Genomic DNA, 26,774 nt, shown 5'->3' on the forward strand with positions numbered 1-26,774 from the left:
TGGGCGCGCCATTTGAAGGTCGGCCCCACCCACGGACCGGACGCTCGCCTATCCATCAATCTTCTCGCGCAAGGCGTAGCAAGATATCGGCGAGGGCTCGAATTTTCGGTTGTGCCGCACGTTGGGGCGGATAGACGAGGAAGTAGGAAAGGCCGTCTTGAGCCACACTCTCGAACGGTGTCACCAGCGATCCGGCTTGGAGTCGGTCTCTCGCCATTCGCGGGTCGCCGATTGCAATGCCGTGTCCTTCCATCGATGCCGCGAGCGTCAATTCGAGGGTATCGAATACGAGTCCACGTTCCGCGTCGATCTGGCGTGCCCCGACATGCTCAAGCCAGCATCTCCACTCCGCGTGACTGGGCCCGGGATGGAGCAAATCGACTTGCGCAAGGTCGGCTACGGATCGCAGTGATGTCGCCAGTGCGGGCGCGCACATCGGCGCGAGCCTCTCGGAAAAGAGCGGTACCGCTTCCATACCGGTCCACTGTCCGGTGCCTCGCACGACGATGGCATCGACGTCGGACGTCGTGAAATCCGGCGTATCGTCCGCGGATGTCGAGATACGAAGCTCCGTGCCGCTCATGGCGCGATGAATGTCCGGCAGCCGCGGGAGCAACCAGCGAATGGCGAACGTGGACGGCAATTTCAACGTGAGAACCGAGGTTGCCCGTGCATGGAGGTCCGCGTGCTGAACCAATTGCGTGAGCACGTTGATCGCGACCGTCAGCAGTGCATTTCCTTCTGCTGTCAACGTCAGGCCCGATACATGGCGCACAAAGAGGGCGCATCGATAATGCGTTTCCAACTGCTGTATCTGGCGGCTCACCGCGCCTTGCGTACGGCATAGATGATCCGCAGCCTTGCTGACGCTGCCGAGCTGCGCCGCAGCGACGAATGACTGAATCGCCGCCAACGGTGGAAGGGGCCGCGTCAGGTCAGCCAGCGGATATGCATGCGCCGCATACCCGGGTTGCAAATTTTTCGATTGTTCGGTCATCGGTGCGTCGCTATCGTGCGTCTACCGGATGCCCTGTTCTTGCGAATGAACGGGGTGGTCAACGAATGATCGGAGGATAATTTTGGACTCAACGTCGGGATCACTATATACGCAACAGGTTCGCGCTTACCTTCGGGAACTGGAGCGAGGCGATGTCGGCGCCATCTGCGCGCTATTTACGCCGGACGCGCAGATTTTCTCGCCATTTCTCGGCTGGATGCACCCTGAGCCGTTCTTTTCGAAGGTCGCTGCCGCGTCGGGAGAAAGCAGGATTACACCGATCGATATCTGCGTCAGCACGAGTGGGGCTCGACGTGCGACAGGCTACTTCATCTACGACTGGGCCTTGAAAGACGGTTCGGTGGCGCGCTTCGAGTGCGTCGACGTGTTCGAGTTCGACATTGCGGGGCTCATCGAACGGATGATCATCGTCTACGACACCCATCCGATTCGCAGTACGGTCGGCGACAAGTACGCGTAACTGAATCGATGTCGCTCGATACCGAAGGCTGGCGTTTGCGCAGGGCTGCTCCGCATGACGTAAAACTGCGGCGGATGCTGCTTCTGATGATTTTTCAGTATATCGAAATATATCTCGACGAGCGATGTCAATCAAAGTCGCGCGCAAGTGCCAAGCGCGTCGAGACCCCGGCAAGCTACGAGTCTGTGTCGCGGTGCTGTCTATCGAAATTCTGCCTCGCTTCTCGGAAGCGGTCCGCATTCTCGACGATCCAGGTCCACATGTGAAGGCAATATGGCAGGTGGCGGAAGTTGCCTGTCAGCGGTCGTTGGCGGCGTTATCTGGTTTTTCAAAACCCTTTCTAATCATGGGTCGTCTTTTTTACGCCGACGCTATCGATAGAAACAATCAATTCATTCAGGCGGCTGCCCGCCTCTTGTAGACCATCGAGGCTTGTATTAATCTGGCGTCTACCGGGTACCGCTGAATCCACCCCTCCCCTGCATCGTTCGGTATAAGCGACGCAGATGGCGAGGTGTGTCGTGACTTCGAGCCGATTTGCCTGGTTTGTCCTCGGACTGAGTGTGATTGCCGAAGTATTCGGCACCATTGGTCTCAAGTTCTCGTCTGGATTCACCAACCTTTCCTCTTCAGTCTTCACCGTCGTTTGCTACGCTGGTGCCGTTTGGCTCATGTCCATTACGACATTAAACGTCGAGGTGGGTCTTGCCTACGCCGCGTGGGCTGGCGCCAGTACAGCCATCACCGCCGGACTCGGAATATTGCTCTTCGGCGAGTCTGTTTCGGTATTGAAGCTCTGTGGCCTCGCAATGGCTGCAGGTAGCCTCGTTCTGCTGAATCTTGGTGATGGCCCTCCATAGCAATATCTCTCTCCTCGTCTGAGCCGATACTTGGCGAAGCCGCGAAAGTATTTATTTTATTCGCGATGGTAAATCGTTTATAAATTTTCATACCGGGATATGAGATGAAGTCTGAGAATATTTGGGCATTCGCGCTTGTTTGCGTGACCATACTCTGGGGCTGGTCATTTGTCGCAATCCATCAATCTCTAGGGTTCGTCAGTGCATCGACGTTCAACGCATATCGCTTCCTGATCGGCGCAGCGGCGATGTTCATCGTATTGATGCGCCGCTGGCGACACGTCGAATGGCGCGCGGTGCGGCGTGCCATATTGCCCGGCGTTGTCCTTTTCATCGCATTCGCGCTCCAGACAGCCGGCATCGTTTACACGACTGCATCGAACGCGAGCTTCATTACGGGGCTCGCGGTCATATTCGCTCCGGCATTTGGCTACTGGATGCTCAAGATTCGGCCGAGCCGGCAACAGATGATCGGCGCGGCGATTGCCGCCGCCGGTCTTGCCATGTTGACGATGCGGGACCTTTCGATACACGTCGGTGATGCACTTGTCCTTGGGTGTGCAGTTTTCACGGCGCTGCACATCGTAGTCCTATCTAAGCGAAGCAAGGGGGCCGACGTCGAACTGCTTGCATTCATCCAGGTATTGGTCGTAGGCGTCCTGTCGCTGTTGTGGTCGCTGGCATTCCGCGAGTTCTCAGTTCCTACCTCACCTCAGCCCATCTGGACGGCGATCATCGTTGGAATCGGGGGAACCGCGATCGGCTACTTCGTGCAGACCCGTGCACAGGTCGAATCCGCACCAAGTCGAATCGCGCTGATTCTTGTGCTGGAGCCTGTTTTCGGCGGGCTCTTCGGATACGTCCTCGGCGGTGATCGCCTGAGTCCCGTGAACTTCGCCGGCGCAGCGCTCATCATCGTCGCGATGATCGTCACGGAGTATCACCCTCGCTTGCGCGTGGTCACGAATTGATGTCCCGATTGCGGAGAGGCAATCGGTGCTTGTGCGTGTCCCTTCAACCTTTTATTTTGTGGAGAAACTCATGCGCGCTGCTTTCGATCAAGTCCAGAAAGAATCCAGTGAGCTTATCGTGATTGACCGAAGGCTCGACAACACGGCGCCTTGGCAGGAGTGAGCTAGCCAGATTGTCGACCGAGGGTTCGCGATCGTCTCGATTGGGCCGGGGATGCAGGATGATTTTCATGCGCTCCAGCAGTTGGCGGGGACTGTGGGCTTTCGCGACAAGCAAGAGTTCTGCTTCGTCGGCCGGACCGCACCCGTCTATCCCCAGTTTCATACGTTCGCCTTGGATCCGCAGAAAAGCCAAGGGTGCCGCCGTCGCCAACCGCCATCCACCCACCCCCGCAAAGCATAAAAAAAGCCCGCCGAAGCGGGCAACCTCACGATGCGGAGGGGGAGATACGAAAACGCAGCCGGCACGCGTTCAGCCTTTCGTCGCGCCGAACGTGAGCCCCGCGACGAAATGCTTCTGCATCGCGAAGAACATCGCGACCGACGGCAGCGCGGCGAGAATCGACCCGGCCGAGACAAGATTCCACGACGTCGTCCATTGCCCCTTCAACGCCGCGACACCCGCCGTGATCGGCGCTGCCTCGTCGCCTTGCGTGAGACACAGCGCCCAGAAGTAGTCGTTCCACACGAACGTGAACACGAGAATCGCGAGCGCGGCCAGCGCCGGCCGGATCAGCGGCAGCACGATTCGCCAGAACACCGTCCATTCACCCGCGCCTTCGATGCGCGCCGCCTCGATCAGCTCGAACGGCAACTGCTTGATGAAGTTGCGCAGGAACAGCGTGCAGAACCCCGTCTGGAACGCAACGTGAAACAGGATCAGCGCTTCGACGGTATTGAACACGCCGAGCCGCAGCGACAGGTCGCGCACCGGAATCATCAGCACCTGCACCGGCACGAAGTTGCCGGCGACGAACGTGCCGAACAGCGCGGTATTGCCGCGAAACCGGTAGGTCGCGAGTGCGAAGCCGGCCATCGCCGCGAGCGCGATCGAGCCGATGACCGACGGCACCGTGATCTGCACGCTGTTCCAGAAGTAATGCAGCATCGGCGACGTGGTCAGCGCATCACGATAGTTCTCGATCATCGCGAAGCGGCGCGGCCAGCCCCAGTAGTGGCCTTCGACCAGCTCCTCGGTCGAGCGCACCGACGTGACGAACACCGCGATCATCGGCAGCAGCCAGATCACGAGCGCGACCGGCAGCGACAGCTTGTACAGCCGGCGCGATACCGGCTTCCAGTGGGCAACGGGTGTCGGAAACATGATGAGTGAACTCCCGAAAGGTCACTGTTCGTTGCGCAGCATGCGGCGCAACTGGAACGCGATGTAGACGAGCATGATCGCGAACAGCACGACCGCGATCGACGCGGAATAGCCGAGCCGGTAGTACTTGATCGCCTGGTCGTACATGTAATACGCGAGCACGGTCGAGCTTTCGAACGGGCCGCCGCCCGTCATCACCGAGATCAGGTCGAAGCTGCGCAGCGCGCCGATCACGGTGACGACGATCGCCATGAAGGTGGTCGGCCGCAGTTGCGGCAGCACGACGTGCCACAGCAGCGCGAAGCCGCGCGCGCCTTCCATCCGCGCGGCTTCGATCTGTTCCGGGTTGACCGACGTGAGGCCGGTCAGGTACAGGATCATGCAGTACGCCGTCTGCGGCCACAGCGCGGCGAACACGATGCCGAAGGTCGCGTAGCGCGCATCGCCGAGCACCGGGATGCCGTGCCCGGCGATGAGCGCGAGCAGTCCGAAGGTCGGATCGTAGAACCACGAGAAGATCAGCCCGACGACCACGCCCGACAGCACGAACGGCGCGAAGAACAGCGACTTCACGAGCCGGATGCCGCCGACCGCCTGGTTCAGGTACAGCGCGAGCGCGAGGCCGAGCGGCGGCGCGAGCATGAACAGCACGAGCCAGATCACGTTGTTGCGCAGCGCCGTGTAGAACGTCGGCGCATGCAGCAGCTCCGCGTAGTTCGCGAGACCGACGAAGGTGCGCTCGGTCATCCCGTCCCAGTTGTACAGGCTCAGCCACAGCGTCGACAGGATCGGCCAGATCACATAGACGGCAACCATCGCGCAGGCCGGCGCGAGAAAGAGCCACGCGGCGCGCCGTTGCCGCCGCACGGCGGGCGACGGGCGGCGCGCGGGCAACGCGGTGGCGGACGGGCCGCGCGGCGGCGGCGCGGTGCCGGCGGGCGGGGGGGACGTGATCGGACTGGACACGGCAAGCCTCCTGAACGGACACGGCGGCGCGCGGCCGCCGGTTGGGTCACGCGGTCACTTCTTGTAGATCCGCTTGCGGGTCTGTTCGAGCTGCGCGAGCACCGTATCGAGCTGCGCGGGATTCGCGAGGAACTGCTGCATGCCCTTCATCCCTTCGTCGGCCATTTCCTTGGTCATGTCGCGATCGTAGAACTGCGCGACGCCGCCCTTCGTGTCGGCGAGGATCCGGAAGCCGATGCGCGAGATCGGATCGGCCGGCTCCGGCGACTTGCTGTTGGCCGACAGCGAGCCGAGCCCTTCGGCGAGCTTCGCGCCGATCTCCGGCGTTTCGACGAACGCGAGGAACGTGTGTGCGTCGGCCTTGTTCTTCGCCTTGGTCGGGATGTGCAGCGATTCGACCGGGCCGTCCTCGGCGGTCGGCACCTTCGGGTCGATGATCGGGAAGCGGTAGTAGCCCATTTCGGGCTTCACGTTCGGCGGGAAGCCCGCCGCGATGAAGGTGCCCATCAGCATCATCGCGGCCTTGCCCTGGAACAGGAACGGCTGCGCGCCGTCGAGATCGTAGGACAGTGCGTTGTCGATGAAGTAGCCCGAGTCGATCAGCGATTTCCACGTCGTGTAGACCTTCTTCACGCGCGGGTCGGTGTACGGCACGTCGCCGGCCATCAGCTGCTGGTGGAATGCGTTGCCGTTCAGGCGCAGGTCGAGATAGTCGAACCAGCCGGCGAGCGTCCACGCGTCGCGGCCGCCGATCGCGACCGGCGTGATGCCGGCGGCCTTCAGCTTCTTGCACGCATCGAGAAACTGCTCCCAGGTCTTCGGCTCGTCGGCGATGCCGACCTTGCGGAACAGGTCCTTGCGGTAGAACAGCCCCCACGAGTAGTAGACGGTCGGCGCCGCGTACTGCTTGCCGTTATAGGACGACGCGCTGCGCGTCGACGCATACATCGCATCCCAGCCGTTCTTCGCCCAGTCGGCGCTCAGGTCCTCGAACAGCCCGCGCTTCGCGTAGTACGCCATCCGCTCGCCCGCGTGCCAGTTCACGACGTCCGGCGCGACGGTCGTGAGCCATGCGGGGAGCTGTACCTTGTACGCTTCCTCGTCGACGAAGGTCGGCTTCACGTCGATGTCGGGATGCGCCTTGTGGAACGCTTCGATCGTCGACTGCCACACCGCGCGCTGGCTCGCGCCCTTGAACGCGATGTTGATCGTCAGCGTGCCGGCATCGGCGGGCGCCGCGGCGCCGAACGAGGCGAACGCGATCGCGGCGGCGGTCGCAAGCCGGGCGGCGATGCGAAGGGGGCGATGGGTCATGAGTGTCTCCAGTCCTGTGTGTCGTTGTGCATGACCGGCGCGTCATGGCGCCGGGGGCGGTTGCTACGAACGGCTTCGATACACGGCGACGCCTTGCGGCTCGACCTGCGCGGCGCCGAACACGAACGCGGACGGCGGCACCGCGTCGATCGTGTACGGTGTGCGCGCGTAGTTGAATACGTAGGTCAGGCCGCCGCGCCGGCTCACGCGCACGGCGTCGCCGAGCGGCGTCGGCGTGAGGCCCGCTTCGGCCGCGACATCGGCGAACAGGCGCGTGGTGGTCGCCTCGTCGAACAGCGCGGCCCAGTAGTGCAGCGCGCCGTGCGACACGCAGGCCGGATGACCATCGGCGAAGCGCGCGTGCACGACGCTGCGCGTGTCGTCGTTCAGCTCGACGAGATCGCGCCAGTGACGCGCTTCGCCCGCGAGCGGCGAACCGTCGCGCAGCGTGCCGTCGATCCGCTCCGTCACGTTCGGCCGCAGCGATTCGACGCGCCACACGCGTACCGGCAGGATCGACGCGAGCGGGCCGGGCGGCAGCGCCGGCGGAATCTGCAGGTCGGCGGTCTTCGAGCCGGTGCGCGGCCCGAACACCGCGTGCGCACCCGATGCGGCGAGCCGTGACGCGAAATCGTCGGGCACGACCGGCATCGGCGGCACGACCACGAGGCGGTAGCCGTCGAGCGGCGCGTGCGCCGACACGATGTCGACATCGAGGCCGAGCGAGCGCAGCGCCGAGTAGTACTCGAACGCGAAACGCGGGTAGTGGAAATCGGCGCCCTGCGGCTGCACTTCGAACAGCCACTTCGCCTCGTAGTCGAAGACCAGCGCGACCGGCGCGCGCACCGGGCCGTCTGCGTCCGCGTCCGCGCCGACGTCGTGCACGGCCGCGATCTCGCGCGCGACGCGCTGCGCTTCGCGGCCGCCTTCGTCGAGCTTGTCGTCGGGCGTGTGCAGGCCCGCGTGCATCTGTTCCTGCGCGAACGGCGCCTGTCGCCAGCGGAAGTACGACACGCAGCCGGCGCCGTGCGCGAACGCTTCCCAGCTCCACAGCCGCACCATGCCCGGCAGCGGCGCGGGGTTCCAGTGCGCCCAGTTCACGGGGCCCGGCTGCTGTTCCATCACCCAGAACGGCAGCTTCGACATGCCGCGGTACAGGTCGTGATTGAACGATGCGAAATCGGGATGGCCGGTGCGCAGCCAGCGCGCCTTCACGTCGGGCGCGAACCACAGCTCCTCGAGCGCGCCGAGCGGGTAGCTGTCCCACGTCGCGACGTCGAGGTCGCGCGCGACTTCATAGTGATCGAATTCGGTGAACAGTTGCATGAAGTTGTGCGCGACCGGCCGGCCCGGCGAGTGCGCGCGGATCACGTCGACCTGCATCCGGTGATAGCGCGCGAGCTCGTCGGACGCGAAGCGCCGGTAGTCGAGGCGATGCGACGGATGGGCTTCGGTCACGGTGCCCACGGGCGCGTCCACTTCGTCGAAATGGCGATACTCCATGCTCCAGAACACGGTGCCCCACGCGCGGTTCAGCGCGTCGATCGTGCCGTAGCGCGCTTTCAGCCATTCGCGGAAGCGTACGAGCGCGGCCGGCGAGTAGCTGACGACGGTCTGGTGGCAGCCCAGCTCGTTGTCGGTCTGCCAGTAGCGCACGGCCGGGTGGCGGCCGTAGCGTTCGGCGACCGCCGTGCAGATCTGGCGCGACGCTTCGAGATAGGTCGGCGACGAGAAATCGTAGTGGCGGCGTGAGCCGAACGCGCGCGGGCGGCCGTCCGCGCCGATCGCGAGGATGTCGGGATGACGGTCGACCAGCCATTTCGGCGGCGTGGCGGTCGGCGTGCACATCACGATCTCGAGGCCGGCCGCGCCGAGCACGTCGACCGCACGGTCGAGCCAGCCCCAGTCATATTCGCCCGGTGACGGCTCGATGCGGCTCCACGCGAATTCGGCGATCCGCACCTGCTCGATGCCGAGCGCTTTCATCCGGTGGGCGTCGTCGGCCCACATCGATTCCGGCCAGTGTTCCGGGTAGTAGCAGACTCCGAGGCGCATGCCGATCCTTATGCGTAGTGGTGAACGTGGACGTCGGCGCACGCGGGCACCGCGCGGCCGTCTTCGGTGAACAGATGGCAGGCCGCGGCCGGCGCGTGCACGTGCACGCGTTCGCCGGTGCGCACCTGCGCGTCGCCGGGCACCTTCGCGATCAGCGGTGTCGCGTTGGGCTGGCCGGACGGATCGAGGTGCACGTAGGTCTGCTCGCCCAGGCGTTCGACGAGCGCGACGTCGCGCGCGAGCGTCGTCGCGTCGGGCGCGGCGCCGAGCGTCAGGTGTTCGGGGCGGATGCCGAGCGTCACGGCGGCGCCGGCGCCCAGCGCCGAGCCGTCGCGCGGCAGCACGAAGGTTTCGCCGGACGGCACGAGCGTGACGGTCGTGCGATGCGCGTCGCACGCGGTCGCGACGGCCGGCAGGAAGTTCATGCGCGGCGAGCCGATGAAGCCCGCGACGAAGCGGCTGGCCGGGTGGTGGTAGAGGTCGAGCGGCGCGCCGACCTGCGCGATGCTGCCGTGCTGCGCGGTATCCGCGCCGGCGTGCAGCAGCACGATCTTGTCGGCGAGCGTCATCGCCTCGGTCTGGTCGTGCGTCACGTAGACGACGCTCGCGCGTTCGAACTGCCGGTGCAGCCGCGCGATCTCGATGCGGGTCTGGCCGCGCAAGGCCGCGTCGAGATTCGACAGCGGTTCGTCGAACAGGAACACGCCGGGCTCGCGCACGATCGCGCGGCCGATCGCGACGCGCTGCCGCTGGCCGCCCGACAGCGCCTTCGGCTTGCGTTCGAGCAGCGTGTCGAGCTGCAGGATGCGCGCGGCGTCGCGCACCTTCCGGTCGATCTCGGCCTTCGGCACGCGCGCGAGCTTCAGCCCGAACGCCATGTTCTCGTACACCGTCATGTGCGGAAACAGCGCGTAGCTCTGGAACACCATCGCGACGCCGCGCTCGGCTGCCGGCACGTCGTCGACGCGGCGGCCGTCGATCGACAGCTCGCCCGCGCTCAGATCCTCGAGCCCGGCGATCATGCGCAACAGCGTCGATTTCCCGCATCCGGACGGCCCGAGAAACACGCAGAACTCGTGCGCGCCGATCTCCAGATCGACGTCGCGAATGACCGGCGCGTGCTCGCCGTAGGCTTTCTGCACGCGTCGCATCGAGATGCTCGCCATTGTCTCCGCTCCATGTTTTAATGCGCCATACTGCTTGATTAAGCGCTTAATCATCGCGATCAAAAAAAGGGGCGATGCGATCGCGGCCGAGTCGCGCCCGTCGGACGGGCGGCAAGGTGTGCGGCGATAGTGCGCCGCTTCGGTGAGCGAAGCAAATACTGGATCGACGTCTCATATAGTGAGCAAGCGATGGCAACTCTGGATGAAGTGGCGCGCCGCGCCGGCGTGACGGCCGCGACGGTATCGAACGTGCTGCGCGACCGCGGCCGGGTGGGCGACGCGACGCGGGCGCGGGTGCTCGAAGCGGTCGACGCGCTCGGGTATCGGCCGCATCTCGCTGCGCGGGCGCTGGCGGAAGGGCGTGCGCCGACGGTCGCGCTGATGGTGTCGAGCATCGCGAACCCGTTCTATCCGGAGTTCGCGCTGGCGGTCGAGCGTGCGGTGCGCCGCAACGGGCAGTTCCTGATCGTCTGCAATACGAACGAAGATCCGTTGCAGGGGCGCGCGTATCTCGACCAGATCGCCGGCACGATCTCCGAGGGGATTCTCGTGACCAATGCGAACCTGCACCTGCCGGATCTGCTCGACGTCGCGCGGCGCGGCGTGCCGGTCGTGCTGTGCCTGTGGGAGCGGCCCGAGGCGCCGCCCGACGGGCTGCCGTGCGTGGCGATCGATTTCCGCGAGGCGGGACGGATCGCGACGCGGCATCTGCTCGAACTCGGTCACGAGAAAATCGGCGTGATCGTCGGCGGCGCGGCGAGCGGCGTGCAGGCGGCGCGCTACGACGGCTTCGTCGACGTGATGCGCGACGCGGGGCTCGACGCGTCGATCGTCGCGGCCGAGCACGATTCGATCGAAGGCGGCCTGCGCGCGGCCGGCCGGCTGCTCGATGCGCACCCGCAGTTGACCGCGCTGGTCGCGACCAACGACCTGCCGGCGATCGGTGCCATGCATGCGGCGGCCGATCGCGGCCGGCGCGTGCCCGACGATCTGTCGATCGTCGGCATCACCGACATTCATCTCGCCCGCGACACGCGGCCCACGCTGACGACCGTCGCGATCCCGACCGCCGAAGCGGCCGGCATCGCGGTCGAATTGCTCAATACGCTGCGCGAGGCGGGCGGGCAGGGCGACGACGCGTCGCGCGTGCGGGTCGCGTCGCTGCCGACGCTGACGGTGCGCGGCACGACCGGGCCGGCCAGCGACCGCGCCACGCACCGTGCCGCGCGATCGCCGCGTACCTGAAGCCGCGTGCCGGCCGAATATCGAACACGTGCCAGTCATGTGCCGGTGCGAGGTTCGTTGGTAGAATTCGCCTCCGTAGACCGCCGCCGATCGCGATCGATTCCGTCGACGGCTTGCGCCGCGCTCTCCTATGCCGTCGTCCGCGGTGTGTGCCGCGCGTTTTTGCGCAGTGACGCATCGAGCGCGGCGACCGGTTATCGATCGCCATCGTCGAACGGCGGCCGCGCCAGGCGCGCCGACCCACGCCCGTTCCGGCACCCGACCCAACACGTGAATGAAGAAAACCGTCAAGACAGGCGCGGCAACGACTTCCGGCCCCGCGCGCACACGCCGGCCGACGCAGGCGGAGCGCAGCCAGGCGACCCGTGAGCGCGTCATCGCCGCCGCGATATCGTTGCTCCACAAGGAAGGCTATTCGGGCGCGACGACGCTCGCGATCCGGCGCGAAGCCGACGTCAGCATGGGCGCGTTGCAGCACCAGTTTCCGACCAAGGCGGAACTGATGGCCGCGGTGCAGGAGCGGCTCACCGGCGATCGTTTCGCGCAGTTCAAAAGCGCATCGCACGGCGCGACGACGCCGCTCGAACGGATCGACCGGATGCTCGACGTCGCGGGCGCGCTCATCGGTACGTCGTTGTTCGCCGCCAGCATGGAGATCCAGTTGGCGCGGCGCGCCGACAAGGAACTCGACGACGCGGTGGCGCGCGTCCTCGAACCGTTCGACCAGGGCTTTCGCGCATTGATGGACGATGTCGTCGCGGATTTCGACACCGCGACCGCTGCGACGATCAAGCAATTTCAGGTGCTGGCCGGGTCGATGATCCGGGGGCTCACCATCGACGTCGTGACCGGCGGCGAGCCGGCCACCGCGCGCGCCGCGTTCGCGCTCTGGCGCGACATCGCGCTTCGGCAAATCGCGGACGTGACGCCTCCACCCGCTGCGGCGAAAGCGAAAACCGCCAAGCGCCGCGCCTCGCGCTGATATTCCGCTGACGATTTTCATAGGCCGCTGGCCGTCGGTGGGCGGCTGACGGCGCTGCACTCCGCGGCGACGGGTTCGGCAACGCCAGGATCACCGGTCGATCCGGGTGCGCAACGTATTGCAGGGACCCAAGCCGCATTTCGAGACAACGCTCGACGCGCGTCGTTGACAAGCAATATGGCCTACTTGTATGTTGCAGCGCATGCGTGCTGGGGCTGCACCGCAAATGACGCAGCCGGCCCGTCATCACATGGAGATCCGAATGCCTGTCGATACTTCCACGCCGCACTCGCCGGCGCGTCGCCTGTTCCTGCGCGCCGGCGGCGCAGCCGCGGCCGGCCTTGCCGGTGCGCCCGCATTCGCACGCGATGACGGTGCCCGCTTTGCCGACGACTTCGTCTGGGGCGTCGCGGCATCGGCTGCGCAAACGGAAAGCCGGGAAGGCCGCGGACGCAGCAACTGGGACGAATTCGCGGAGCGGGCCGGCACGATCGCCGACGGCTCGACGAATGTGCGCTGCACCGAATTCGAGCGGCGCTATCCGGCCGATATCGCATGGATGGCGGCAGCCGGGATTCGCGCATTCCGCTTCTCGATCGCATGGCCGCGCGTCCAGCCGCAGGAGCCCGGCGCGCCGAGCGAAGCGGGCCTCGGCACCTATGACAGGATGATCGATGCGATGCTGGCGCACGGCATCGAGCCGTTTCCCACGCTGTTTCACTGGGATACGCCGGTCTGGGCCGGCGATTTCCGGAAACGCGACATCGCCTATCGGCTGGCCGATTACGCGGACCGTGTGACGCGTCGGCTCGGCGACCGCGTGAAGCGCTGGATCGTGCTGAACGAGCCCAACAGCCTCGCGCTGCGCGGCTACGGGATGGGCGTGCATGCGCCGGGGCTGCGTTCGCCGGAAGGCGTGTTCGCCGCGATGCATCACCAGAATCTGGCGCAGGGCCTCGCATTCCAGGCGCTGCGTGCCAACCTGCATGACGCGCGGATCGGCACGACGATCAACCTGCAACCGATCCGCCCGGCCGGGTCGCGCGACGAAGACCGTAAGGCGGCCGGCCTCGTCGACGTGCTGTGGAATCGCGCGTTCCTCGATCCGTTGTACGGGCACGGTTACCCCGAGCCGCTCGTGCACCCGCTCGCCGGTCTCGTCCGGCCCGGCGACATGGACGTCATCGCCGCGAAGCCGGACTTTCTCGGCATGAACTACTACTCGCGCATCTACGTTCGCGCCAATCCGTCCGTACCGCTGGGCGTCGAACAGGGCGAGCCGCCGGCCGATCTGCCGCGCACCGCGTACTTCCAGGTCGAGCCGGACGGGATGACCGAGATGCTGCTGCGCCTGCATCGCGACTACGGCGCGCCGGACATCTACGTCACCGAAACGGGGTTTGCGCTCGACGATCCGGCGCCGCACGACGGCGCCGTCGACGACGGCCCGCGCATCGATTACCTGTCGCGCTATCTGCGCGCGGCACACGACGCCTATCGGCAAGGCGTCCGGCTGAAGGGACTGTTCTACTGGTCCGCCACCGACAACTGGGAATGGGGGCAGGGTTTTTCGAAGAAGTTCGGCCTCGTGCACGTCGATACCGATACGCAGGTTCGCACACCGAAACGAAGCCTCGCGTACTTCGCGCGATGCATCGCGCAGAACGCGGTGGCGTGACACGGCATCGAAACCTGAGGCCGGACGTCGAGCGGCTCGCCCGCGCAGGGTCCGTGTACGAGGGCGGCGGCGTGATTGCGTTGCGTTCCGGTGAGGTACTGCACGTCAACGCGATGCGGATCGGCTTGACGGCCGCGACGCTCGATGACCCGTTCCCGCAGCCCGACGCGCGTCGCTAGCGCGCGTTTCCCATGCGTGACGGCCGGCCCGCCTCGTCTCTACCTGAGCTACAGCGATCTCGCCGTCAGCGCCGCGCCGGCCGGCGTGCGCGAAGCCCACGCTCCGCGCGCCGGCCTCAGCCGCCGTCGACGAGCCGCAGCACGATGCGCCGGGCCGAATCGAGATGCGCGACGGTCATCGCGCGGGCGCCGCGTGCATTGCGTTCGCGGCACGCCTGGAGGATATCGTCGTGCTCGACCTGGAACGACGGCGTATCCGCGAGCAGCGTGGCCTGCAGGCGCTCGTAACGTTCGACCTGGCTGCGCAGTTCGGCGATCGACTTCAACTGCCGCGCGTTGCCGCAGCACGAATACAGCAGCGCGTGGAATTCGCGGTTCAGCTCGCCTTGCCGGCGCGGCACGGTTGCGTCGCCGAGCAGCCGATGCACGAGTTCGGCACGCGCGAGCGTTTCGTCATCGAGCCGCTTCACGCTGCGGTAGATCGCATCGCCTTCGAGCAGCACGCGCAGATCGTAGATTTCCTGCACGTCCGACGCGCTCAGCATGCGCACGACGGCGCCGCGATTCCTGAAGATATCGAGCAAGCCTTCGCGTTCCAGCCGCTGGATCGCCTCGCGCATCGGAATCCGGCTGATGCCGAACCGCTCGGCCAGATCGCGCTCGACGAGCCGCTCGCCGGCCGCCAGCTCGCCGTTGATGATCATGTCGCGCAGCGATGCGGCGACCGCGTCCGCCGTGGAGTCGAGTTTGGCTTCCATGCCTGCCTGTTCCGTCATTTTGGAATAATGGTATACCAAACAATAATCCGGTGCCACAATGGCGACCACCGGCGGGCGTCACGCAACGGCGTCCGGGCCGGTCGAGACACCGACATCAATGGAGAGCGAGATGGCATCGGGCGAACACACGTATCGCGTCGCAGTGGAGTGGACGGGCAATCGCGGCACCGGCACGTCGGGGTATCGCGAGTACGGCCGCGATCACGTGATCCGGGCCGGTTCCAAGCCGGATATCCCCGGTTCGTCGGACCCGGCGTTCCGCGGCGACGCGGCGCGCTGGAACCCCGAAGACCTGCTGCTCGCGTCGGCGTCGGCATGCCACAAGCTCTGGTATCTGCACCTGTGTTCGGAGGCCGGCATTCGCGTGCTGGCCTACGTCGACCACGCGGAAGGCACGATGCTCGACGGCGCCGAAGCGGGGCGCTTCACCGAAATCGTGCTGCGTCCGCAGGTGACCATTCAGGCCGGCGACGATCGTGAACGGGCCGCGCATCTGCATCACGACGCGCACGCGAAGTGCTATATCGCGAACTCGGTCAATTTCCCGATCCGCTGCGAACCGGTGATCGAGTTTGCTGCGGAGTAAGTAACCGCGGCTGCGTCGTCACGGCGCGACGCCGTAAACGTCCGTTGCCGCCGCCCGAATCGCATCGACCATCACCGTCACCGCCGGCGAATGCAGCCGGTCGGTGCGCGTGATGATCCCGAAATCGTCCATCCGGCAATCCATCTCCAGCGGCAGCACCGTGACGATGCCGTGCCGCGCGTAGTAATGCGCGACGTCCTCGGCGAGCACCGCGATCATGTCGCTCTGCTCGATCAATTGCGTGATGAACAGCAGTGCGGCCGTCTCGACGACGTTCGCCGGCGGCGCGAGGCTCGCGCGCTGGAACACGAGATCGAAGCGGTGGCGCAGCACGCTGCCGGCCGGCGGCACGACCCAGGCGGCGCGCTGCACGTCCGCGAGCGACAGCGGCGCGTGCGCGAGCAGCGGGTGGCCGGGGCGCACGACGGCGGCCACCGATTCTCCGGTCAGCGGCTCGTAGCGCAGGCGCAGCTTGTCGTGTTCGGCGGACAGCCGGCCGAGCACGATGTCGATTTTTTCCTGCGCGAGGTGTTCGAGCAGCACGTTGCTGGTGTCGATCTCGACCGACACGTGCAGGCCCGCATGCGTGCCCTTCACCGCGGCGACGGCCGGCGGCACGAGCCGCAGGCCCGGCGACGTGATCGCCCCCACCGCCACGTGGCCGAGATGGCCGGCCTTCAGCGCGGCCAGCTCCTCGCGCGCCTGGTCGAGGCTGCCGAGCGCCGCGCGCGCGTGGCGAATCAGCGCGTCGCCGTACAGCGTCGGCCGCATCCCGCGCGGCAGGCGCTCGAACAGCACCGCGCCGATCGATTCCTCGAGTTCGCGCAGCAGCTTCGACGCGGCCGGCTGCGTCATGTTCAGCGCGGCCGCCGCGCGGTGGATGCTGCCTTCGTCGGCGAGCGCGACGAGCAGCAGCAACTGGCGCGTCTTCAGGCGGGCGCGGTTTCCCCACGGGCTGGCTTCGGTCATCGTACGGGTTTATATCGATATCGGAATCGATATCGTAATCGCCTAAATCGTCATTAGCCAGTTATCAAAATTCTGCCTAGACTGCGCCGGTATCCCGTCACCACAGGACTGACGATGTCGGCAACAAAACCCAGGCTGCGCTCCGCCCAATGGTTCGGCACGAACGACAAGAACGGCTTCATGTACCGGAGCTGGATGAAGAATCAGGGCATTCCCGATCACGAATTCGACGGCCGGCCGATCATCGGCATCTGCAACACGTGGTCCGAACTGACGCCGTGCAACGCGCACTTCCGCAAGCTCGCCGAGCACGTGAAGCGCGGGATCTCCGAGGCGGGCGGCTTCCCGGTCGAGTTCCCGGTGTTCTCGAACGGCGAATCGAACCTGCGGCCGTCCGCGATGCTCACGCGCAATCTTGCGTCGATGGACGTCGAGGAAGCGATCCGCGGCAACCCGATCGACGCGGTCGTGCTGCTCGCCGGCTGCGACAAGACGACGCCCGCGCTGCTGATGGGCGCGGCAAGCTGCGACGTGCCGGCGATCGTCGTGTCGGGCGGCCCGATGCTGAACGGCAAGCTCGAAGGCAAGAACATCGGTTCGGGCACGGCCGTGTGGCAGCTGCACGAAGCGCTGAAGGCCGGCGAGATCGACGTGCATCACTTCCTGTCGGCCGAAGCCGGCATGTCGCGCTCGGCCGGCACCTGCAACACGATGGGCACCGCGTCGACGATGGCGTGCATGGCCGAGGCGCTCGGCGTCGCGCTGCCGCACAACGCGGCGATTCCGGCCGTCGATTCGCGCCGCTACGTGCTCGCGCACATGTCCGGCATCCGGATCGTCGAGATGGCGCTCGAAGGGCTCGTGCTGTCGAAGATCCTGACGCGCGCGGCGTTCGAGAACGCGATCCGCGCGAACGCGGCGATCGGCGGCTCGACCAACGCGGTGATTCACCTGAAGGCGATCGCCGGCCGCATCGGCGTGCCGCTCGAACTGGAAGACTGGATGCGCATCGGCCGCGACACGCCGACGATCGTCGACCTGATGCCGTCGGGGCGCTTCCTGATGGAGGAGTTCTATTACGCGGGCGGGCTGCCGGCCGTGCTGCGCCGGCTCGGCGAAGGCGGGCTGCTGCCGCACCCGGATGCGCTGACGGTCAACGGTAAATCGCTGTGGGACAACGTGCGCGAAGCGCCGAACTACGACGACGAAGTCATCCGTCCGCTCGACCGGCCGCTGATCGCGGACGGCGGGATTTGCATCCTGCGCGGCAATCTCGCGCCGCGCGGCGCGGTGCTGAAACCGTCGGCGGCGAGCCCCGAACTGCTCAAGCATCGCGGCCGCGCGGTGGTGTTCGAGAACCTCGACCACTACAAGGCGACGATCAACGACGAGGCGCTCGATATCGACGCCAGTTCGGTGATGGTGCTGAAGAACTGCGGGCCGCGCGGGTATCCGGGCATGGCCGAGGTCGGCAACATGGGGCTGCCGCCGAAGTTGCTGCGCCAGGGCGTGAAGGACATGGTGCGGATTTCCGATGCGCGGATGAGCGGCACCGCGTATGGCACGGTCGTGCTGCACGTCGCGCCGGAAGCCGCGGCCGGCGGGCCGCTCGCGGCCGTGCGCAACGGCGACTGGATCGAGCTCGACTGCGAGGCCGGCACGCTGCACCTCGACATTACGGATGAAGAGCTGCAGCGCCGCCTGTCGGACGTCGATCCGACCGCGGCGCCGGGCGTGGCCGGCCAGCTCGGCAAGGGCGGCTATGCGCGGCTGTATATCGATCACGTGCTGCAGGCCGACGAGGGGTGCGACCTCGACTTCCTGGTCGGCATGCGCGGCGCGGACGTGCCGAGCCATTCGCATTGAGCGGCGGGCGGTGACGGGTGGTCGTGCAGAGGTGCTGGCCGCGACGGGGCCTGAGGGAAACACGGCGAAGCGCCGGCTGCGGGCCGGGCGCGAGAGATGGGGGCGGTGTAAGCGCTAAAGCGGCAACGCCGACCGACCGCGAAGCATGGGGTGTGCGTAAGCGCTGAAGCGCTAACGCACACCGACCGCGAAGCATGGGGCCGCCGTAAGCGCTAAAGCGCTAACGGCGGCCGACAGGAGACAAGATGACGACGCAGTACACGCCCGTGCACGCCGCGGCGGAACAGTCCGATTCGACGGCAGCCGTCGACGAGCGGCAACTGTCCCGCCTGCTCACGCGCAAGCTGGTGCCGTTCCTCGCATTGATCTACGTGGTCGCCTACGTCGACCGGACCGTCGTCGGCTTCGCGAAGCTGCACATGAACGCGGCGATCGGTCTCGGCGACGCTGCATACGGGCTCGGCGCGGGACTGTTCTTCATCGGCTACTTCCTGTGCGAGGTGCCGAGCAACCTCGCGCTCGGACGCTTCGGCGCACGCGTGTGGTTCGCGCGCATCCTCGCGACCTGGGGCGCGATCACGATGGCGATGGCGCTCGTGCAGGGGCCGACCAGCTTCTACGTGCTGCGCTTCCTGCTCGGCGCGGCCGAAGCCGGCCTCTATCCCGGCATCCTGTATTTCCTCACGCAATGGTTCCCGATGCGCGACCGCGCCCGCGTGATCGGCCTGCTCGTGCTCGCGCAACCGCTCGCCGGTATCGTGACCGGGCCGCTCGCCGGATGGCTGCTGTCGACGCACGGGTGGTTCGGCCTGTCGGACTGGCAGACGCTGTTCGTCGTCAGCGGCTTGCCGGCCGTGCTGCTTGCGTGGCCGACGCTGCGGCTGTTGCCCGAGTCGCCCGCGCATGCGCGCTGGCTGAACGACGGCCAACGCCGCTGGATCGCACGGCAGCTCGCCGCCGACCGCGACACCTATCGCCCCGATTCGCACGGCAATCCGCTCGCCGCGCTGCGCGACCGCCGCGTGCTGCTGCTCGCCGCGCTGTTCCTGCCGTTCCCGCTGTGCATCTACGGGCTGTCGCTGTGGCTGCCGACGATCATTCACGCGTTCGGCACCGGCGATGCGATGACCGGTCTGCTGTCCGCCGTGCCCTACCTGTTCGCGGTGGTCGGCCTGCTCGTCGTGCCGCGCCATTCGGACCGCAAGCGCGAGCGCTACTGGCACATCGTCGTCGTATCGGCGGCGGCCGCCGTGACGATGGCCGCGAGCGCGTGGGTGCGGCAGCCCGCGCTGCAATTCATGTTCATCTGCCTCACCGCGTTTTCGCTCTATTCGATCCAGGCCGTCGTGTGGGCGCTGCCCGGTGAATTCCTGACCGGCGCGAGCGCCGCGGTCGGCATCGCCGCAATCAATTCGCTCGCGAATCTCGGCGGCTACGCCGGGCCGTACGGGATCGGCCTGATCAAGGCATCGACCGGCAGCCTCGCGGCGGGCCTGTATTTCCTCGCGGCGACGCTGCTGTTCGCGGTGCTGATGACGTTCGTGGTCCGGGCCGCGCTGCGCGCGCCCGAGCCGGCCGCGGGCGCATTCGCCGGCGAATCATGAACGCTTGTTTTCCGGCTGAACGCCGATTCGACTGACGCAGGACCCATCATGACATCGAGCAGCACACCGCGCCATCGCGGCATTTTCCCCGTCGTCCCGACGACGTTTTCCGACACCGGCGAGCTCGACCTCGCGAGCCAGAAGCGCGCGGTCGATTTCATGATCGACGCCGGCTCGGACGGGCTGTGCATCCTCGCGAACTTCTCCGAGCAATTCGCGATCACCGACGACGAACGCGACGTGCTCACGCGCACGATCCTCGAACACGTCGCCGGCCGCGTGCCGGTGATCGTCACGACGTCGCACTACAGCACGCAGGTGTGCGCGGCGCGCAGCCTGCGCGCGCAGCAGCTTGGCGCGGCGATGGTGATGGCGATGCCGCCGTATCACGGCGCGACGTTCCGCGTGCCGGAAGCGCAGATCTTCGATTTCTTTGCGCGCGTGTCGGATGCGATCGACATCCCGATCATGATCCAGGACGCGCCCGCGAGCGGCACGCCGCTGTCCGCGCCGTTCCTCGCGCGGATGGCGCGCGAGATCGAGCAGGTCGCGTACTTCAAGATCGAGACGCCGGGCGCCGCGAACAAGTTGCGCGAGCTGATCCGGCTCGGCGGCGACGCGATCGAGGGGCCGTGGGATGGTGAGGAGGCGATCACGCTGCTCGCCGATCTCCATGCGGGCGCGACCGGCGCAATGACGGGCGGCGGCTTTCCGGACGGCATCCGGCCGATCCTCGAAGCGTTCCGCGAAGGCCGCCACGACGATGCGTTCGCGCATTACCAGACGTGGCTGCCGCTGATCAATCACGAGAACCGCCAGTCCGGGATCCTCACCGCGAAGGCGCTGATGCGCGAAGGCGGCGTGATCGCGTGCGAGCGGCCGCGGCATCCGATGCCGGAACTGCACCCGGACACGCGCGCGGAATTGCTCGCGATCGCGCGCCGGCTCGATCCGCTCGTGCTGCGCTGGGCGCGCTGAGCGGGTGACGAAGGAGAAACGCAGATGAGCGATGTGATTTCGTTGGGCGTCGTCGGGATCGGCAAGATCGCGCGCGACCAGCATTTGCCGGCGATCGCCGCCGAACCGGGCTTCGCATTGACTGCCTGTGCGAGCCGTCACGCGGAAGTCAGCGGCGTGCGCAATTATCCGGATCTGAACGCGCTGCTGGTTGCCGAGCGCGAACTCGACGCGGTATCGCTGTGCGCGCCACCGCAGGTGCGCTACGCGCAGGCGCGCGCGGCGCTCGAAGCCGGCAAGCACGTGATGCTCGAGAAGCCGCCGGGCGCGACGCTCGGCGAAGTCGCCGCGCTGGACGCGCTGGCGCGCGAGCGCGGCCTCACGCTGTTCGCGACCTGGCATTCGCGTTGCGCGAGTGCGGTGGAACCGGCGCGCGCGTGGCTCGCAACGCGCACGATCCGCGCGGTGCAGGTGCGCTGGAAGGAAGACGTGCGGCGCTGGCATCCGGGGCAGCAGTGGATCTGGGAGCCGGGCGGCCTCGGCGTGTTCGATCCGGGCATCAACGCGCTGTCGATCGTCACGCGGATCCTGCCGCGCGAGCTCGTGCTGCGCGAGGCGACGCTCATCGTACCGAGCGACGCACAGATGCCGATCGCGGCCGAACTCGATTGCGCGGATACCGATGGCGTGCCGGTGCGCGCGGAATTCGACTGGCGGCACGGCCCGGTCGAGCAATGGGAGATCGCGGTCGACACGGCCGACGGCGTGCTCGCGATCAGCCGCGGCGGCGCGCAACTGTCGATCGCGGGCGAGCCGGTCGAGATCGGGCCCGAACGCGAGTACCCGGCGCTGTATGCGCACTTCCATGCGCTGATCGCGCGTGGCGAAAGCGACGTCGACGTGCGGCCGCTGCGGCTCGTCGCCGATGCCTTCCTGTTCGGCCGGCGCGTGCAGACCGACGCGTTCGGCCGCTGAACCTGCGTGCGCGCTTCGGCTCGAAGCGCGCGACGCGTGATTGATTTCGACACACATCACGGCATCAGCCGATACAAAGGAGACACCCATGAACCGCACGACTCACACGATCCGTCGACACACCCTGCGCGCTCTGCTGGCCGCGCTGTGCATCGCACCGCTCGGCATGCAGGGCGCCGCGCGCGCCGACGCGCCGCTGAAGATCGGCTTCCTCGTGAAGATGCCGGAGCAGGCGTGGTTCATCAACGAGCAGAACGCGGCGTCCGCGCTCGGCCAGAAGGAGAACTTCTCGGTCGTGAAGATCGGCACGCCGGACGGCGAGAAGGTGCTGGCCGCGATCGACAACCTCGGCTCGCAGGGCGCGCAGGGCTTCGTGATCTGCGCGCCGGACGTGCGCCTCGGGCCGGCGATCGCGTCGCGCGCGAAGCGCTACAACATGAAGTTCGTGACGGTCGACGACCAGCTCGTCGACTCGACCGGCAAGCCGCTGTCGAACGTGCCGCACCTCGGGATGTCGGCGATCAAGATCGGCAACCAGGTCGGCCAGGCGATCGCCGACGAGATGAAGCGGCGCGGCTGGAAGCCGGAGGAAGTCGGCGCGCTGCGCATCACCAACTACGAGCTGCCGACCGCGAAGCTGCGCACCGACGGCGCGACGCAGGCGCTGCTCGCGAACGGCTTCCGCAAGGAGAACATCTTCGACGCGCCGCAAAAGACGACCGACGACGAAGGCGGCTTCAGCGCGGCCGCACCGGTGCTCGCGCGCCATCCGAACGTGAAGAAGTGGGTGGTCTACGCGCTGAACGAGGAAACCGTGCTCGGCGCGGTGCGCGCGACCGAACAGCTGCACATCCCGGCGGCCGACGTGATCGGCGTCGGCATCAACGGCGCGGGCGAGGCGTTCGCCGAGTTCCAGAAGAAGGAGCCGACCGGCTTCTACGGGACGATCGCGGTCAGCTCGACGAACCACGGCAAGGACAGCACGCAGAACCTCGTCGACTGGATTCGCAACGGCAAGACGCCGCCGGCCGACACGCAGACGAGCGGCAAGCTGATGACGCGCGCGAACTGGCAGGCCGTGCGCGCCGAACTCGGTATCTGAGCGGGGCGAGGCGAGAACGCGATGACGATGCAGACGATGACGGCCGTGTCCGGCCACGACGCCGAAGTGCTCACGCCGCCGGACGGCCCGCTGCTCGCGCTCGATGGCATCACCGTGACGTTTCCGGGCGTGCGTGCGCTCGACGCGGTGTCGCTGTCGGTGCGCGCGGGCGAAGTGCACGGGCTGATGGGCGAGAACGGCGCGGGGAAATCGACGCTGCTGAAGGTGCTGTCCGGCGTGAACCAGCCGCAGGCCGGCACGCTGACGCTGAACGGCACGGTGCAGCGCTTCGCGTCGACGCGCGCGGCGCTCGAGGCCGGCATCGCGATCATCTACCAGGAGCTGCATCTGGTGCCCGAGCTGACGGTCGCGGAAAACCTGATGCTCGGGCAATTGCCGAGCCGGCTCGGCGTGGTCGACGAGCGTACGCTCGCCGCGCGCGCGCTCGATGCGCTGGAGCGGCTCGGCGAGCACATCGATCCGGGCATCCCGGTGAAGTATCTGTCGATCGGCCAGCGCCAGATGATCGAGATCGGCAAGGCGCTGATGCGCGACACGCGCGTGATCGCGTTCGACGAACCGACGAGCTCGCTGTCCGCGCGCGAAACCACGCAACTGTTCCGGATCATCCGCGCGCTGCGCGCGGAAGGCCGCGCGATCATCTACGTCACGCACCGGATGGAGGAAGTCTACGAACTGTGCGACCGCGTGACGGTGTTTCGCGACGGCCGCCGCATCGACACGTTCGATTCCGTCGCCGATCTCGACCGCGACCGGCTGATCGGCTGCATGGTCGGCCGTTCGATCGAGGACGTGTACGGCTATCGGCCGCGCCCGGCCGGCGACGTGCTGATCGAAGCGAAGGGGCTGACGGGGCCGGGGCTGGCCGAGCCTGTGTCGTTCACCGCGCGGCGCGGCGAGATCGTCGGCTTCTTCGGGCTCGTCGGCGCGGGCCGCTCGGAACTGATGAAGCTGCTGTACGGCGCGGTGCGAGCGAGCGCCGGGCACGTCGAGCTGAACGGCAAGCGGGTCGCGTTCGGCAGCCCGCGCGACGCGGTGCGCGCCGGCATCGCGCTGTGCCCGGAAGACCGCAAGCAGGAAGGCATTGTCGCGATCGCGTCGGTGGCCGACAACCTGAACATCAGCGCGCGCCGTCATTTCAGCCCGGCGCGCGTGCTGCTCGACGGGCGACGCGAACGCGCGCTCGCGCAGAAATACATCGAGCGGCTCGCGATCAAGACCCGCGACGGCGAAACGCCGATCGGTGCGCTGTCGGGCGGCAACCAGCAGAAGGTCGTGCTCGCGCGCTGGCTGGCCGAGCGCATCGACGTGTTTCTGATGGACGAGCCGACGCGCGGCATCGACGTCGGCGCGCGCGCGGAAATCTACAACCTGTTCTACGAACTCGCGGAAGCGGGCCGCACGGTGATCCTCGTGTCGAGCGATCTGGCCGAGGTGATCGGCGTGTCGGATCGCATCATCGTGATGAAGGAAGGACGGATCGCGGGCGAGGTCGCGAAGGCGCATGCGACGCCCGACGCGCTGATCAAGCTCGCGCTGCCGCGCTAGCGGCCCGCAGTCAACCGGAAAGCAAATGTTATGAGCCAGGCAATGCAACCCCAACGTACTTCCCCCTCCCCGGATACCCCCGCCGTGCCCGCGCGAGCGCGCGGCGGCGTATGGCAACTGATCAACCGCTCCGGCATCGTGATGGTGTTTCTCGTGCTGTTCGCGACGCTGTCGCTGACGGTGCCGGACTTCCTCACGCCGCGCAACATCCAGGGCCTGCTGCTGTCGGTCACGCTAATCGGTTCGATCTCGGTGACGATGATGTTCGTGCTCGCGCTCGGCGAGGTCGACCTGTCGGTCGCGTCGATCGTCGCGTTCTCGGGCGTCGTCGCGTCGACGCTGATCACCGCGACGCACAGCGTCGTGCTCGGCATCGCGGCCGGCGTGCTCGCGGGCGGCGCGGTCGGGCTCGTGAACGGCGTGCTGATCGCGCGCTACCGGATCAACTCGCTGATCGTCACGCTCGCGATGATGGAAGTCGTGCGCGGGCTCGCGTTCATCACGTCGAACGGCGACGCGGTGATGATCTCCGAGGAACGCTTCTTCGATCTCGGCGGCGGCTCGTTCCTCGGCATCTCGTATCCGATCTGGAGCAACATCGTCGGCTTCGTCGTGTTCGGCTTCCTGCTGCGCAAGACGGTGTTCGGCAAGAACGTGCTGGCCGTCGGCGGTAACGGCGAGGCCGCGCTGCTCGCGGGGCTGCCGGTGATGCGCATCAAGATCGCGGTGTTCGTGCTGCAGGGGCTCGTGACGGGGTTTGCCGGCGTGATGCTTGCGTCGCGGATGAGCCTCGGCGATCCGAAGACGTCGGTCGGTCTCGAACTCGGCGTGATTTCCGCGTGCGTGCTCGGCGGCGTGTCGCTGACGGGCGGCGTCGCGACGATCTCCGGCGTGCTGGTCGGCGTGCTGATCATGGGCTCCGTGCAGGACGCGATGAGCCTGCTGAACGTGCCGACCTTTTACCAATATCTGATACGCGGCGGAATTCTGTTGCTCGCGGTGCTGTTCGACCAGTATCGTCGCAACCAGCGGCGCGCGATGAAGATCTGATTTCGACCACGCGCGGCCGCCTGCACATACGACGAATATCGGGAGACGGCATGCAACAGACTCATCCGGCCGCGTCGGCGACGCTGCTGGCCGACAGCCGCAACACGCTCGGCGAAGGCGCGACGTGGTGCGACAGGACGCACGCGCTGTACTGGGTGGACATCGAAGGCGCGCAACTGTGGCGCTGCCGCGCGGACGGCTCGGACCTCGCGCAGTGGGCGATGCCCGAACGGCTCGCGTGCTTCGCGCTGACCGACGATCCGGACGTGCTGCTCGTCGGGCTCGCGACGCATCTCGCGTTCTTCGACCTGCGCAGTGGCGCGTTCACGCGGATCGTCGACGTCGAGCCCGATCTGCCGACGCGGCTGAACGACGGGCGCTGCGATCCGTTCGGCGCGTTCGTGTTCGGGATGAAGGACGAAGGCGCCGACCCGCCGCGCGCGATCGGTGGGTTCTATCGGCTCAATCCCGATCTCACGCTCGAACGGCTTGCGTTGCCTGCGGCCGCGATCGCGAACAGCATCGGGTTTTCGCCGGATGGGTCGAAGATGGTTTTCTGCGATTCGATGGTGCGCGAGATTTTCGTGTGCGATTACCGCGCAGGTGGTGACGTCGCGAACGTGCGGCCGTTCGCGCGGCTGACCGATGCCGATGGCGACCCGGACGGTTCGATCGTCGATCGCGACGGCGGGCTGTGGAATGCGCAGTGGGGCGGGCGGCGGGTGGTGCGTTATGGGCCGGACGGGGTCGAGACGGATCGTGTTGAGGTGCCGACCGCGCAGCCGAGCTGCGTCGCGATCGACGGTGACGGCCGGTTGTATGTGACGAGTGCGCGTGACGGCTTGGGCGACGACGTGCTGGCCGGCGACACGCACGCGGGCGGTGTGTTCGTCGCGCAAACGCGCTACGCGGGGCTGCCGACTGCACGATTCGCAGGTACGCCCGCCTGAATGGTGGATGTTGACGGGAAGAACCCATTAGCAGGCGAATAGGAATCCTGGCTGTTTCAGGTCACTCCTTGCTTATGATCTGCTCTGGTATTCCTCCACCCACATCCACTGTCCAGGCTCAAAGAGGTTCGTGTACTGGCCTCGTTCCG

General features: G+C 66.7%; 26 protein-coding genes. 17 read left to right on the top strand and 9 right to left on the bottom strand.

Going from position 1 to position 26,774, the window contains the following annotated elements:
* Nucleotides 1-55 precede the first annotated feature (55 nt).
* Nucleotides 56-997: a LysR substrate-binding domain-containing protein gene (locus HWW87_RS32060; RefSeq protein ID WP_175823667.1), complete on the bottom strand. Its 942-nt coding sequence runs from the start codon at nt 995-997 to the stop codon at nt 56-58.
* An 82-nt stretch (nt 998-1,079) separates the two neighbouring features.
* Here HWW87_RS32060 and HWW87_RS32065 point away from each other — a divergent pair, with 82 nt between their 5' ends.
* From HWW87_RS32065 to HWW87_RS32080, 4 genes are all read left to right on the top strand, one after another.
* Complete coding sequence (locus HWW87_RS32065) at nt 1,080-1,478, top strand: nuclear transport factor 2 family protein (RefSeq protein ID WP_175823668.1); 399 nt, start codon at nt 1,080-1,082, stop codon at nt 1,476-1,478.
* 124 nt (nt 1,479-1,602) lie between these two features.
* A complete protein-coding gene (locus tag HWW87_RS32070; protein ID WP_175823669.1) occupies nt 1,603-1,899 on the top strand; it encodes a hypothetical protein in 297 nt (98 codons plus the stop codon).
* Nucleotides 1,900-1,999: 100 nt separating this feature from the next.
* On the top strand, nt 2,000-2,338 hold the full coding sequence (locus HWW87_RS32075; RefSeq protein ID WP_175823670.1) for a multidrug efflux SMR transporter: 339 nt from the start codon (nt 2,000-2,002) through the stop codon (nt 2,336-2,338).
* A 104-nt stretch (nt 2,339-2,442) separates the two neighbouring features.
* A complete protein-coding gene (locus HWW87_RS32080) occupies nt 2,443-3,309 on the top strand; it encodes a DMT family transporter (protein WP_175823671.1) in 867 nt (288 codons plus the stop codon).
* 43 nt (nt 3,310-3,352) lie between these two features.
* Here the strand turns inward: HWW87_RS32080 and HWW87_RS32085 are convergent, their stop codons facing one another.
* The 6 genes from HWW87_RS32085 to ugpC form a co-directional block, all read right to left on the bottom strand.
* Nucleotides 3,353-3,634 (bottom strand): hypothetical protein, encoded by a 282-nt coding sequence (locus HWW87_RS32085; RefSeq protein ID WP_175823672.1) that lies wholly within the window; start codon nt 3,632-3,634, stop codon nt 3,353-3,355.
* A 147-nt stretch (nt 3,635-3,781) separates the two neighbouring features.
* Nucleotides 3,782-4,633, bottom strand: a complete 852-nt coding sequence (locus HWW87_RS32090; protein ID WP_006482683.1) for a carbohydrate ABC transporter permease — start codon at nt 4,631-4,633, stop codon at nt 3,782-3,784.
* A gap of 21 nt (nt 4,634-4,654) precedes the next feature.
* On the bottom strand, nt 4,655-5,599 hold the full coding sequence (locus tag HWW87_RS32095; RefSeq protein ID WP_175823673.1) for a sugar ABC transporter permease: 945 nt from the start codon (nt 5,597-5,599) through the stop codon (nt 4,655-4,657).
* Nucleotides 5,600-5,653: 54 nt separating this feature from the next.
* Nucleotides 5,654-6,913: an extracellular solute-binding protein gene (locus tag HWW87_RS32100; protein WP_175823674.1), complete on the bottom strand. Its 1,260-nt coding sequence runs from the start codon at nt 6,911-6,913 to the stop codon at nt 5,654-5,656.
* A gap of 63 nt (nt 6,914-6,976) precedes the next feature.
* Nucleotides 6,977-8,968 (bottom strand): beta-galactosidase, encoded by a 1,992-nt coding sequence (locus tag HWW87_RS32105; RefSeq protein WP_175823675.1) that lies wholly within the window; start codon nt 8,966-8,968, stop codon nt 6,977-6,979.
* 8 nt (nt 8,969-8,976) lie between these two features.
* Nucleotides 8,977-10,134, bottom strand: a complete 1,158-nt coding sequence (ugpC, locus tag HWW87_RS32110) for a sn-glycerol-3-phosphate ABC transporter ATP-binding protein UgpC (RefSeq protein WP_175823676.1) — start codon at nt 10,132-10,134, stop codon at nt 8,977-8,979.
* Nucleotides 10,135-10,323: 189 nt separating this feature from the next.
* Here ugpC and HWW87_RS32115 point away from each other — a divergent pair, with 189 nt between their 5' ends.
* The 4 genes from HWW87_RS32115 (at nt 10,324) to HWW87_RS32130 (ending at nt 14,218) form a co-directional block, all read left to right on the top strand.
* Nucleotides 10,324-11,379 carry a LacI family DNA-binding transcriptional regulator gene (locus HWW87_RS32115; protein ID WP_175823677.1) on the top strand — a complete coding sequence of 352 codons (1,056 nt, stop codon included), beginning with the start codon at nt 10,324-10,326 and terminating at the stop codon, nt 11,377-11,379.
* A gap of 274 nt (nt 11,380-11,653) precedes the next feature.
* Nucleotides 11,654-12,361 carry a TetR/AcrR family transcriptional regulator gene (locus HWW87_RS32120; RefSeq protein WP_175823678.1) on the top strand — a complete coding sequence of 236 codons (708 nt, stop codon included), beginning with the start codon at nt 11,654-11,656 and terminating at the stop codon, nt 12,359-12,361.
* A 262-nt stretch (nt 12,362-12,623) separates the two neighbouring features.
* Nucleotides 12,624-14,039: a family 1 glycosylhydrolase gene (locus tag HWW87_RS32125; RefSeq protein WP_175823679.1), complete on the top strand. Its 1,416-nt coding sequence runs from the start codon at nt 12,624-12,626 to the stop codon at nt 14,037-14,039.
* On the top strand, nt 14,036-14,218 hold the full coding sequence (locus tag HWW87_RS32130; RefSeq protein WP_175823631.1) for a hypothetical protein: 183 nt from the start codon (nt 14,036-14,038) through the stop codon (nt 14,216-14,218). The genes HWW87_RS32125 and HWW87_RS32130 overlap by 4 nt, the downstream gene beginning before the upstream one ends.
* 116 nt (nt 14,219-14,334) lie before the next feature.
* On the opposite strand, the gene HWW87_RS32135 is transcribed toward HWW87_RS32130, so the two are convergent.
* Entirely contained in the window at nt 14,335-14,976 is a 642-nt protein-coding gene (locus tag HWW87_RS32135) for a GntR family transcriptional regulator (RefSeq protein ID WP_175823680.1), read from the bottom strand.
* A gap of 130 nt (nt 14,977-15,106) precedes the next feature.
* Between HWW87_RS32135 and HWW87_RS32140 the strand changes: the two genes are divergently transcribed.
* Nucleotides 15,107-15,583 (top strand): OsmC family protein, encoded by a 477-nt coding sequence (locus HWW87_RS32140; RefSeq protein WP_175823681.1) that lies wholly within the window; start codon nt 15,107-15,109, stop codon nt 15,581-15,583.
* An 18-nt stretch (nt 15,584-15,601) separates the two neighbouring features.
* On the opposite strand, the gene HWW87_RS32145 is transcribed toward HWW87_RS32140, so the two are convergent.
* The gene (locus HWW87_RS32145) at nt 15,602-16,552 is read right to left on the bottom strand and encodes a LysR family transcriptional regulator (protein ID WP_175823682.1); all 951 of its coding nucleotides are present in this window, start codon (nt 16,550-16,552) and stop codon (nt 15,602-15,604) included.
* Nucleotides 16,553-16,666: 114 nt separating this feature from the next.
* Between HWW87_RS32145 and HWW87_RS32150 the strand changes: the two genes are divergently transcribed.
* The 8 genes from HWW87_RS32150 to HWW87_RS32185 all read left to right on the top strand — a co-directional run bounded on the left by HWW87_RS32150 (nt 16,667) and on the right by HWW87_RS32185 (nt 26,625).
* Nucleotides 16,667-18,418, top strand: coding sequence for an IlvD/Edd family dehydratase (locus tag HWW87_RS32150; RefSeq protein ID WP_089489919.1), 1,752 nt, complete (start codon nt 16,667-16,669; stop codon nt 18,416-18,418).
* Between the two features lie 245 nt (nt 18,419-18,663).
* Entirely contained in the window at nt 18,664-20,022 is a 1,359-nt protein-coding gene (locus tag HWW87_RS32155; protein ID WP_175823683.1) for an MFS transporter, read from the top strand.
* Nucleotides 20,023-20,070: 48 nt separating this feature from the next.
* Nucleotides 20,071-21,000, top strand: coding sequence for a dihydrodipicolinate synthase family protein (locus HWW87_RS32160; protein ID WP_175823684.1), 930 nt, complete (start codon nt 20,071-20,073; stop codon nt 20,998-21,000).
* A gap of 24 nt (nt 21,001-21,024) precedes the next feature.
* Nucleotides 21,025-21,954: a Gfo/Idh/MocA family oxidoreductase gene (locus HWW87_RS32165; protein ID WP_175823685.1), complete on the top strand. Its 930-nt coding sequence runs from the start codon at nt 21,025-21,027 to the stop codon at nt 21,952-21,954.
* A gap of 88 nt (nt 21,955-22,042) precedes the next feature.
* On the top strand, nt 22,043-23,056 hold the full coding sequence (locus HWW87_RS32170) for an arabinose ABC transporter substrate-binding protein (protein WP_175823686.1): 1,014 nt from the start codon (nt 22,043-22,045) through the stop codon (nt 23,054-23,056).
* A gap of 21 nt (nt 23,057-23,077) precedes the next feature.
* On the top strand, nt 23,078-24,625 hold the full coding sequence (gene araG, locus HWW87_RS32175; RefSeq protein WP_175823687.1) for an L-arabinose ABC transporter ATP-binding protein AraG: 1,548 nt from the start codon (nt 23,078-23,080) through the stop codon (nt 24,623-24,625).
* Between the two features lie 30 nt (nt 24,626-24,655).
* Nucleotides 24,656-25,675, top strand: coding sequence for an L-arabinose ABC transporter permease AraH (gene araH, locus HWW87_RS32180; protein ID WP_175823688.1), 1,020 nt, complete (start codon nt 24,656-24,658; stop codon nt 25,673-25,675).
* Nucleotides 25,676-25,725: 50 nt separating this feature from the next.
* On the top strand, nt 25,726-26,625 hold the full coding sequence (locus tag HWW87_RS32185; RefSeq protein ID WP_175823689.1) for an SMP-30/gluconolactonase/LRE family protein: 900 nt from the start codon (nt 25,726-25,728) through the stop codon (nt 26,623-26,625).
* The last annotated feature ends 149 nt before the right edge of the window (nt 26,626-26,774 follow it).

It is taken from the genome of Burkholderia sp. BCC0419 (assembly GCF_902830285.1).
In the GTDB taxonomy this organism is placed as follows: Bacteria; Pseudomonadota; Gammaproteobacteria; order Burkholderiales; family Burkholderiaceae; genus Burkholderia.

Coding starts and splice junctions, on each gene's coding strand:
- HWW87_RS32155 (WP_175823683.1), top strand. CDS start 18,664: ATGACGACGCAGTACACGCCCGTGCACGCCGCGGCGGAACAGTCCGAT.
- HWW87_RS32150 (WP_089489919.1), top strand. CDS start 16,667: ATGTCGGCAACAAAACCCAGGCTGCGCTCCGCCCAATGGTTCGGCACG.
- HWW87_RS32120 (WP_175823678.1), top strand. CDS start 11,654: ATGAAGAAAACCGTCAAGACAGGCGCGGCAACGACTTCCGGCCCCGCG.
- HWW87_RS32170 (WP_175823686.1), top strand. CDS start 22,043: ATGAACCGCACGACTCACACGATCCGTCGACACACCCTGCGCGCTCTG.
- HWW87_RS32100 (WP_175823674.1), bottom strand. CDS start 6,913: ATGACCCATCGCCCCCTTCGCATCGCCGCCCGGCTTGCGACCGCCGCC.
- HWW87_RS32085 (WP_175823672.1), bottom strand. CDS start 3,634: ATGAAACTGGGGATAGACGGGTGCGGTCCGGCCGACGAAGCAGAACTC.
- HWW87_RS32115 (WP_175823677.1), top strand. CDS start 10,324: ATGGCAACTCTGGATGAAGTGGCGCGCCGCGCCGGCGTGACGGCCGCG.
- HWW87_RS32060 (WP_175823667.1), bottom strand. CDS start 997: ATGACCGAACAATCGAAAAATTTGCAACCCGGGTATGCGGCGCATGCA.
- HWW87_RS32160 (WP_175823684.1), top strand. CDS start 20,071: ATGACATCGAGCAGCACACCGCGCCATCGCGGCATTTTCCCCGTCGTC.
- HWW87_RS32125 (WP_175823679.1), top strand. CDS start 12,624: ATGCCTGTCGATACTTCCACGCCGCACTCGCCGGCGCGTCGCCTGTTC.
- HWW87_RS32135 (WP_175823680.1), bottom strand. CDS start 14,976: ATGGAAGCCAAACTCGACTCCACGGCGGACGCGGTCGCCGCATCGCTG.
- HWW87_RS32145 (WP_175823682.1), bottom strand. CDS start 16,552: ATGACCGAAGCCAGCCCGTGGGGAAACCGCGCCCGCCTGAAGACGCGC.
- araG (WP_175823687.1), top strand. CDS start 23,078: ATGACGATGCAGACGATGACGGCCGTGTCCGGCCACGACGCCGAAGTG.
- HWW87_RS32140 (WP_175823681.1), top strand. CDS start 15,107: ATGGCATCGGGCGAACACACGTATCGCGTCGCAGTGGAGTGGACGGGC.
- araH (WP_175823688.1), top strand. CDS start 24,656: ATGAGCCAGGCAATGCAACCCCAACGTACTTCCCCCTCCCCGGATACC.
- HWW87_RS32080 (WP_175823671.1), top strand. CDS start 2,443: ATGAAGTCTGAGAATATTTGGGCATTCGCGCTTGTTTGCGTGACCATA.
- HWW87_RS32070 (WP_175823669.1), top strand. CDS start 1,603: ATGTCAATCAAAGTCGCGCGCAAGTGCCAAGCGCGTCGAGACCCCGGC.
- HWW87_RS32165 (WP_175823685.1), top strand. CDS start 21,025: ATGAGCGATGTGATTTCGTTGGGCGTCGTCGGGATCGGCAAGATCGCG.
- HWW87_RS32185 (WP_175823689.1), top strand. CDS start 25,726: ATGCAACAGACTCATCCGGCCGCGTCGGCGACGCTGCTGGCCGACAGC.
- HWW87_RS32105 (WP_175823675.1), bottom strand. CDS start 8,968: ATGCGCCTCGGAGTCTGCTACTACCCGGAACACTGGCCGGAATCGATG.
- HWW87_RS32090 (WP_006482683.1), bottom strand. CDS start 4,633: ATGTTTCCGACACCCGTTGCCCACTGGAAGCCGGTATCGCGCCGGCTG.
- ugpC (WP_175823676.1), bottom strand. CDS start 10,134: ATGGCGAGCATCTCGATGCGACGCGTGCAGAAAGCCTACGGCGAGCAC.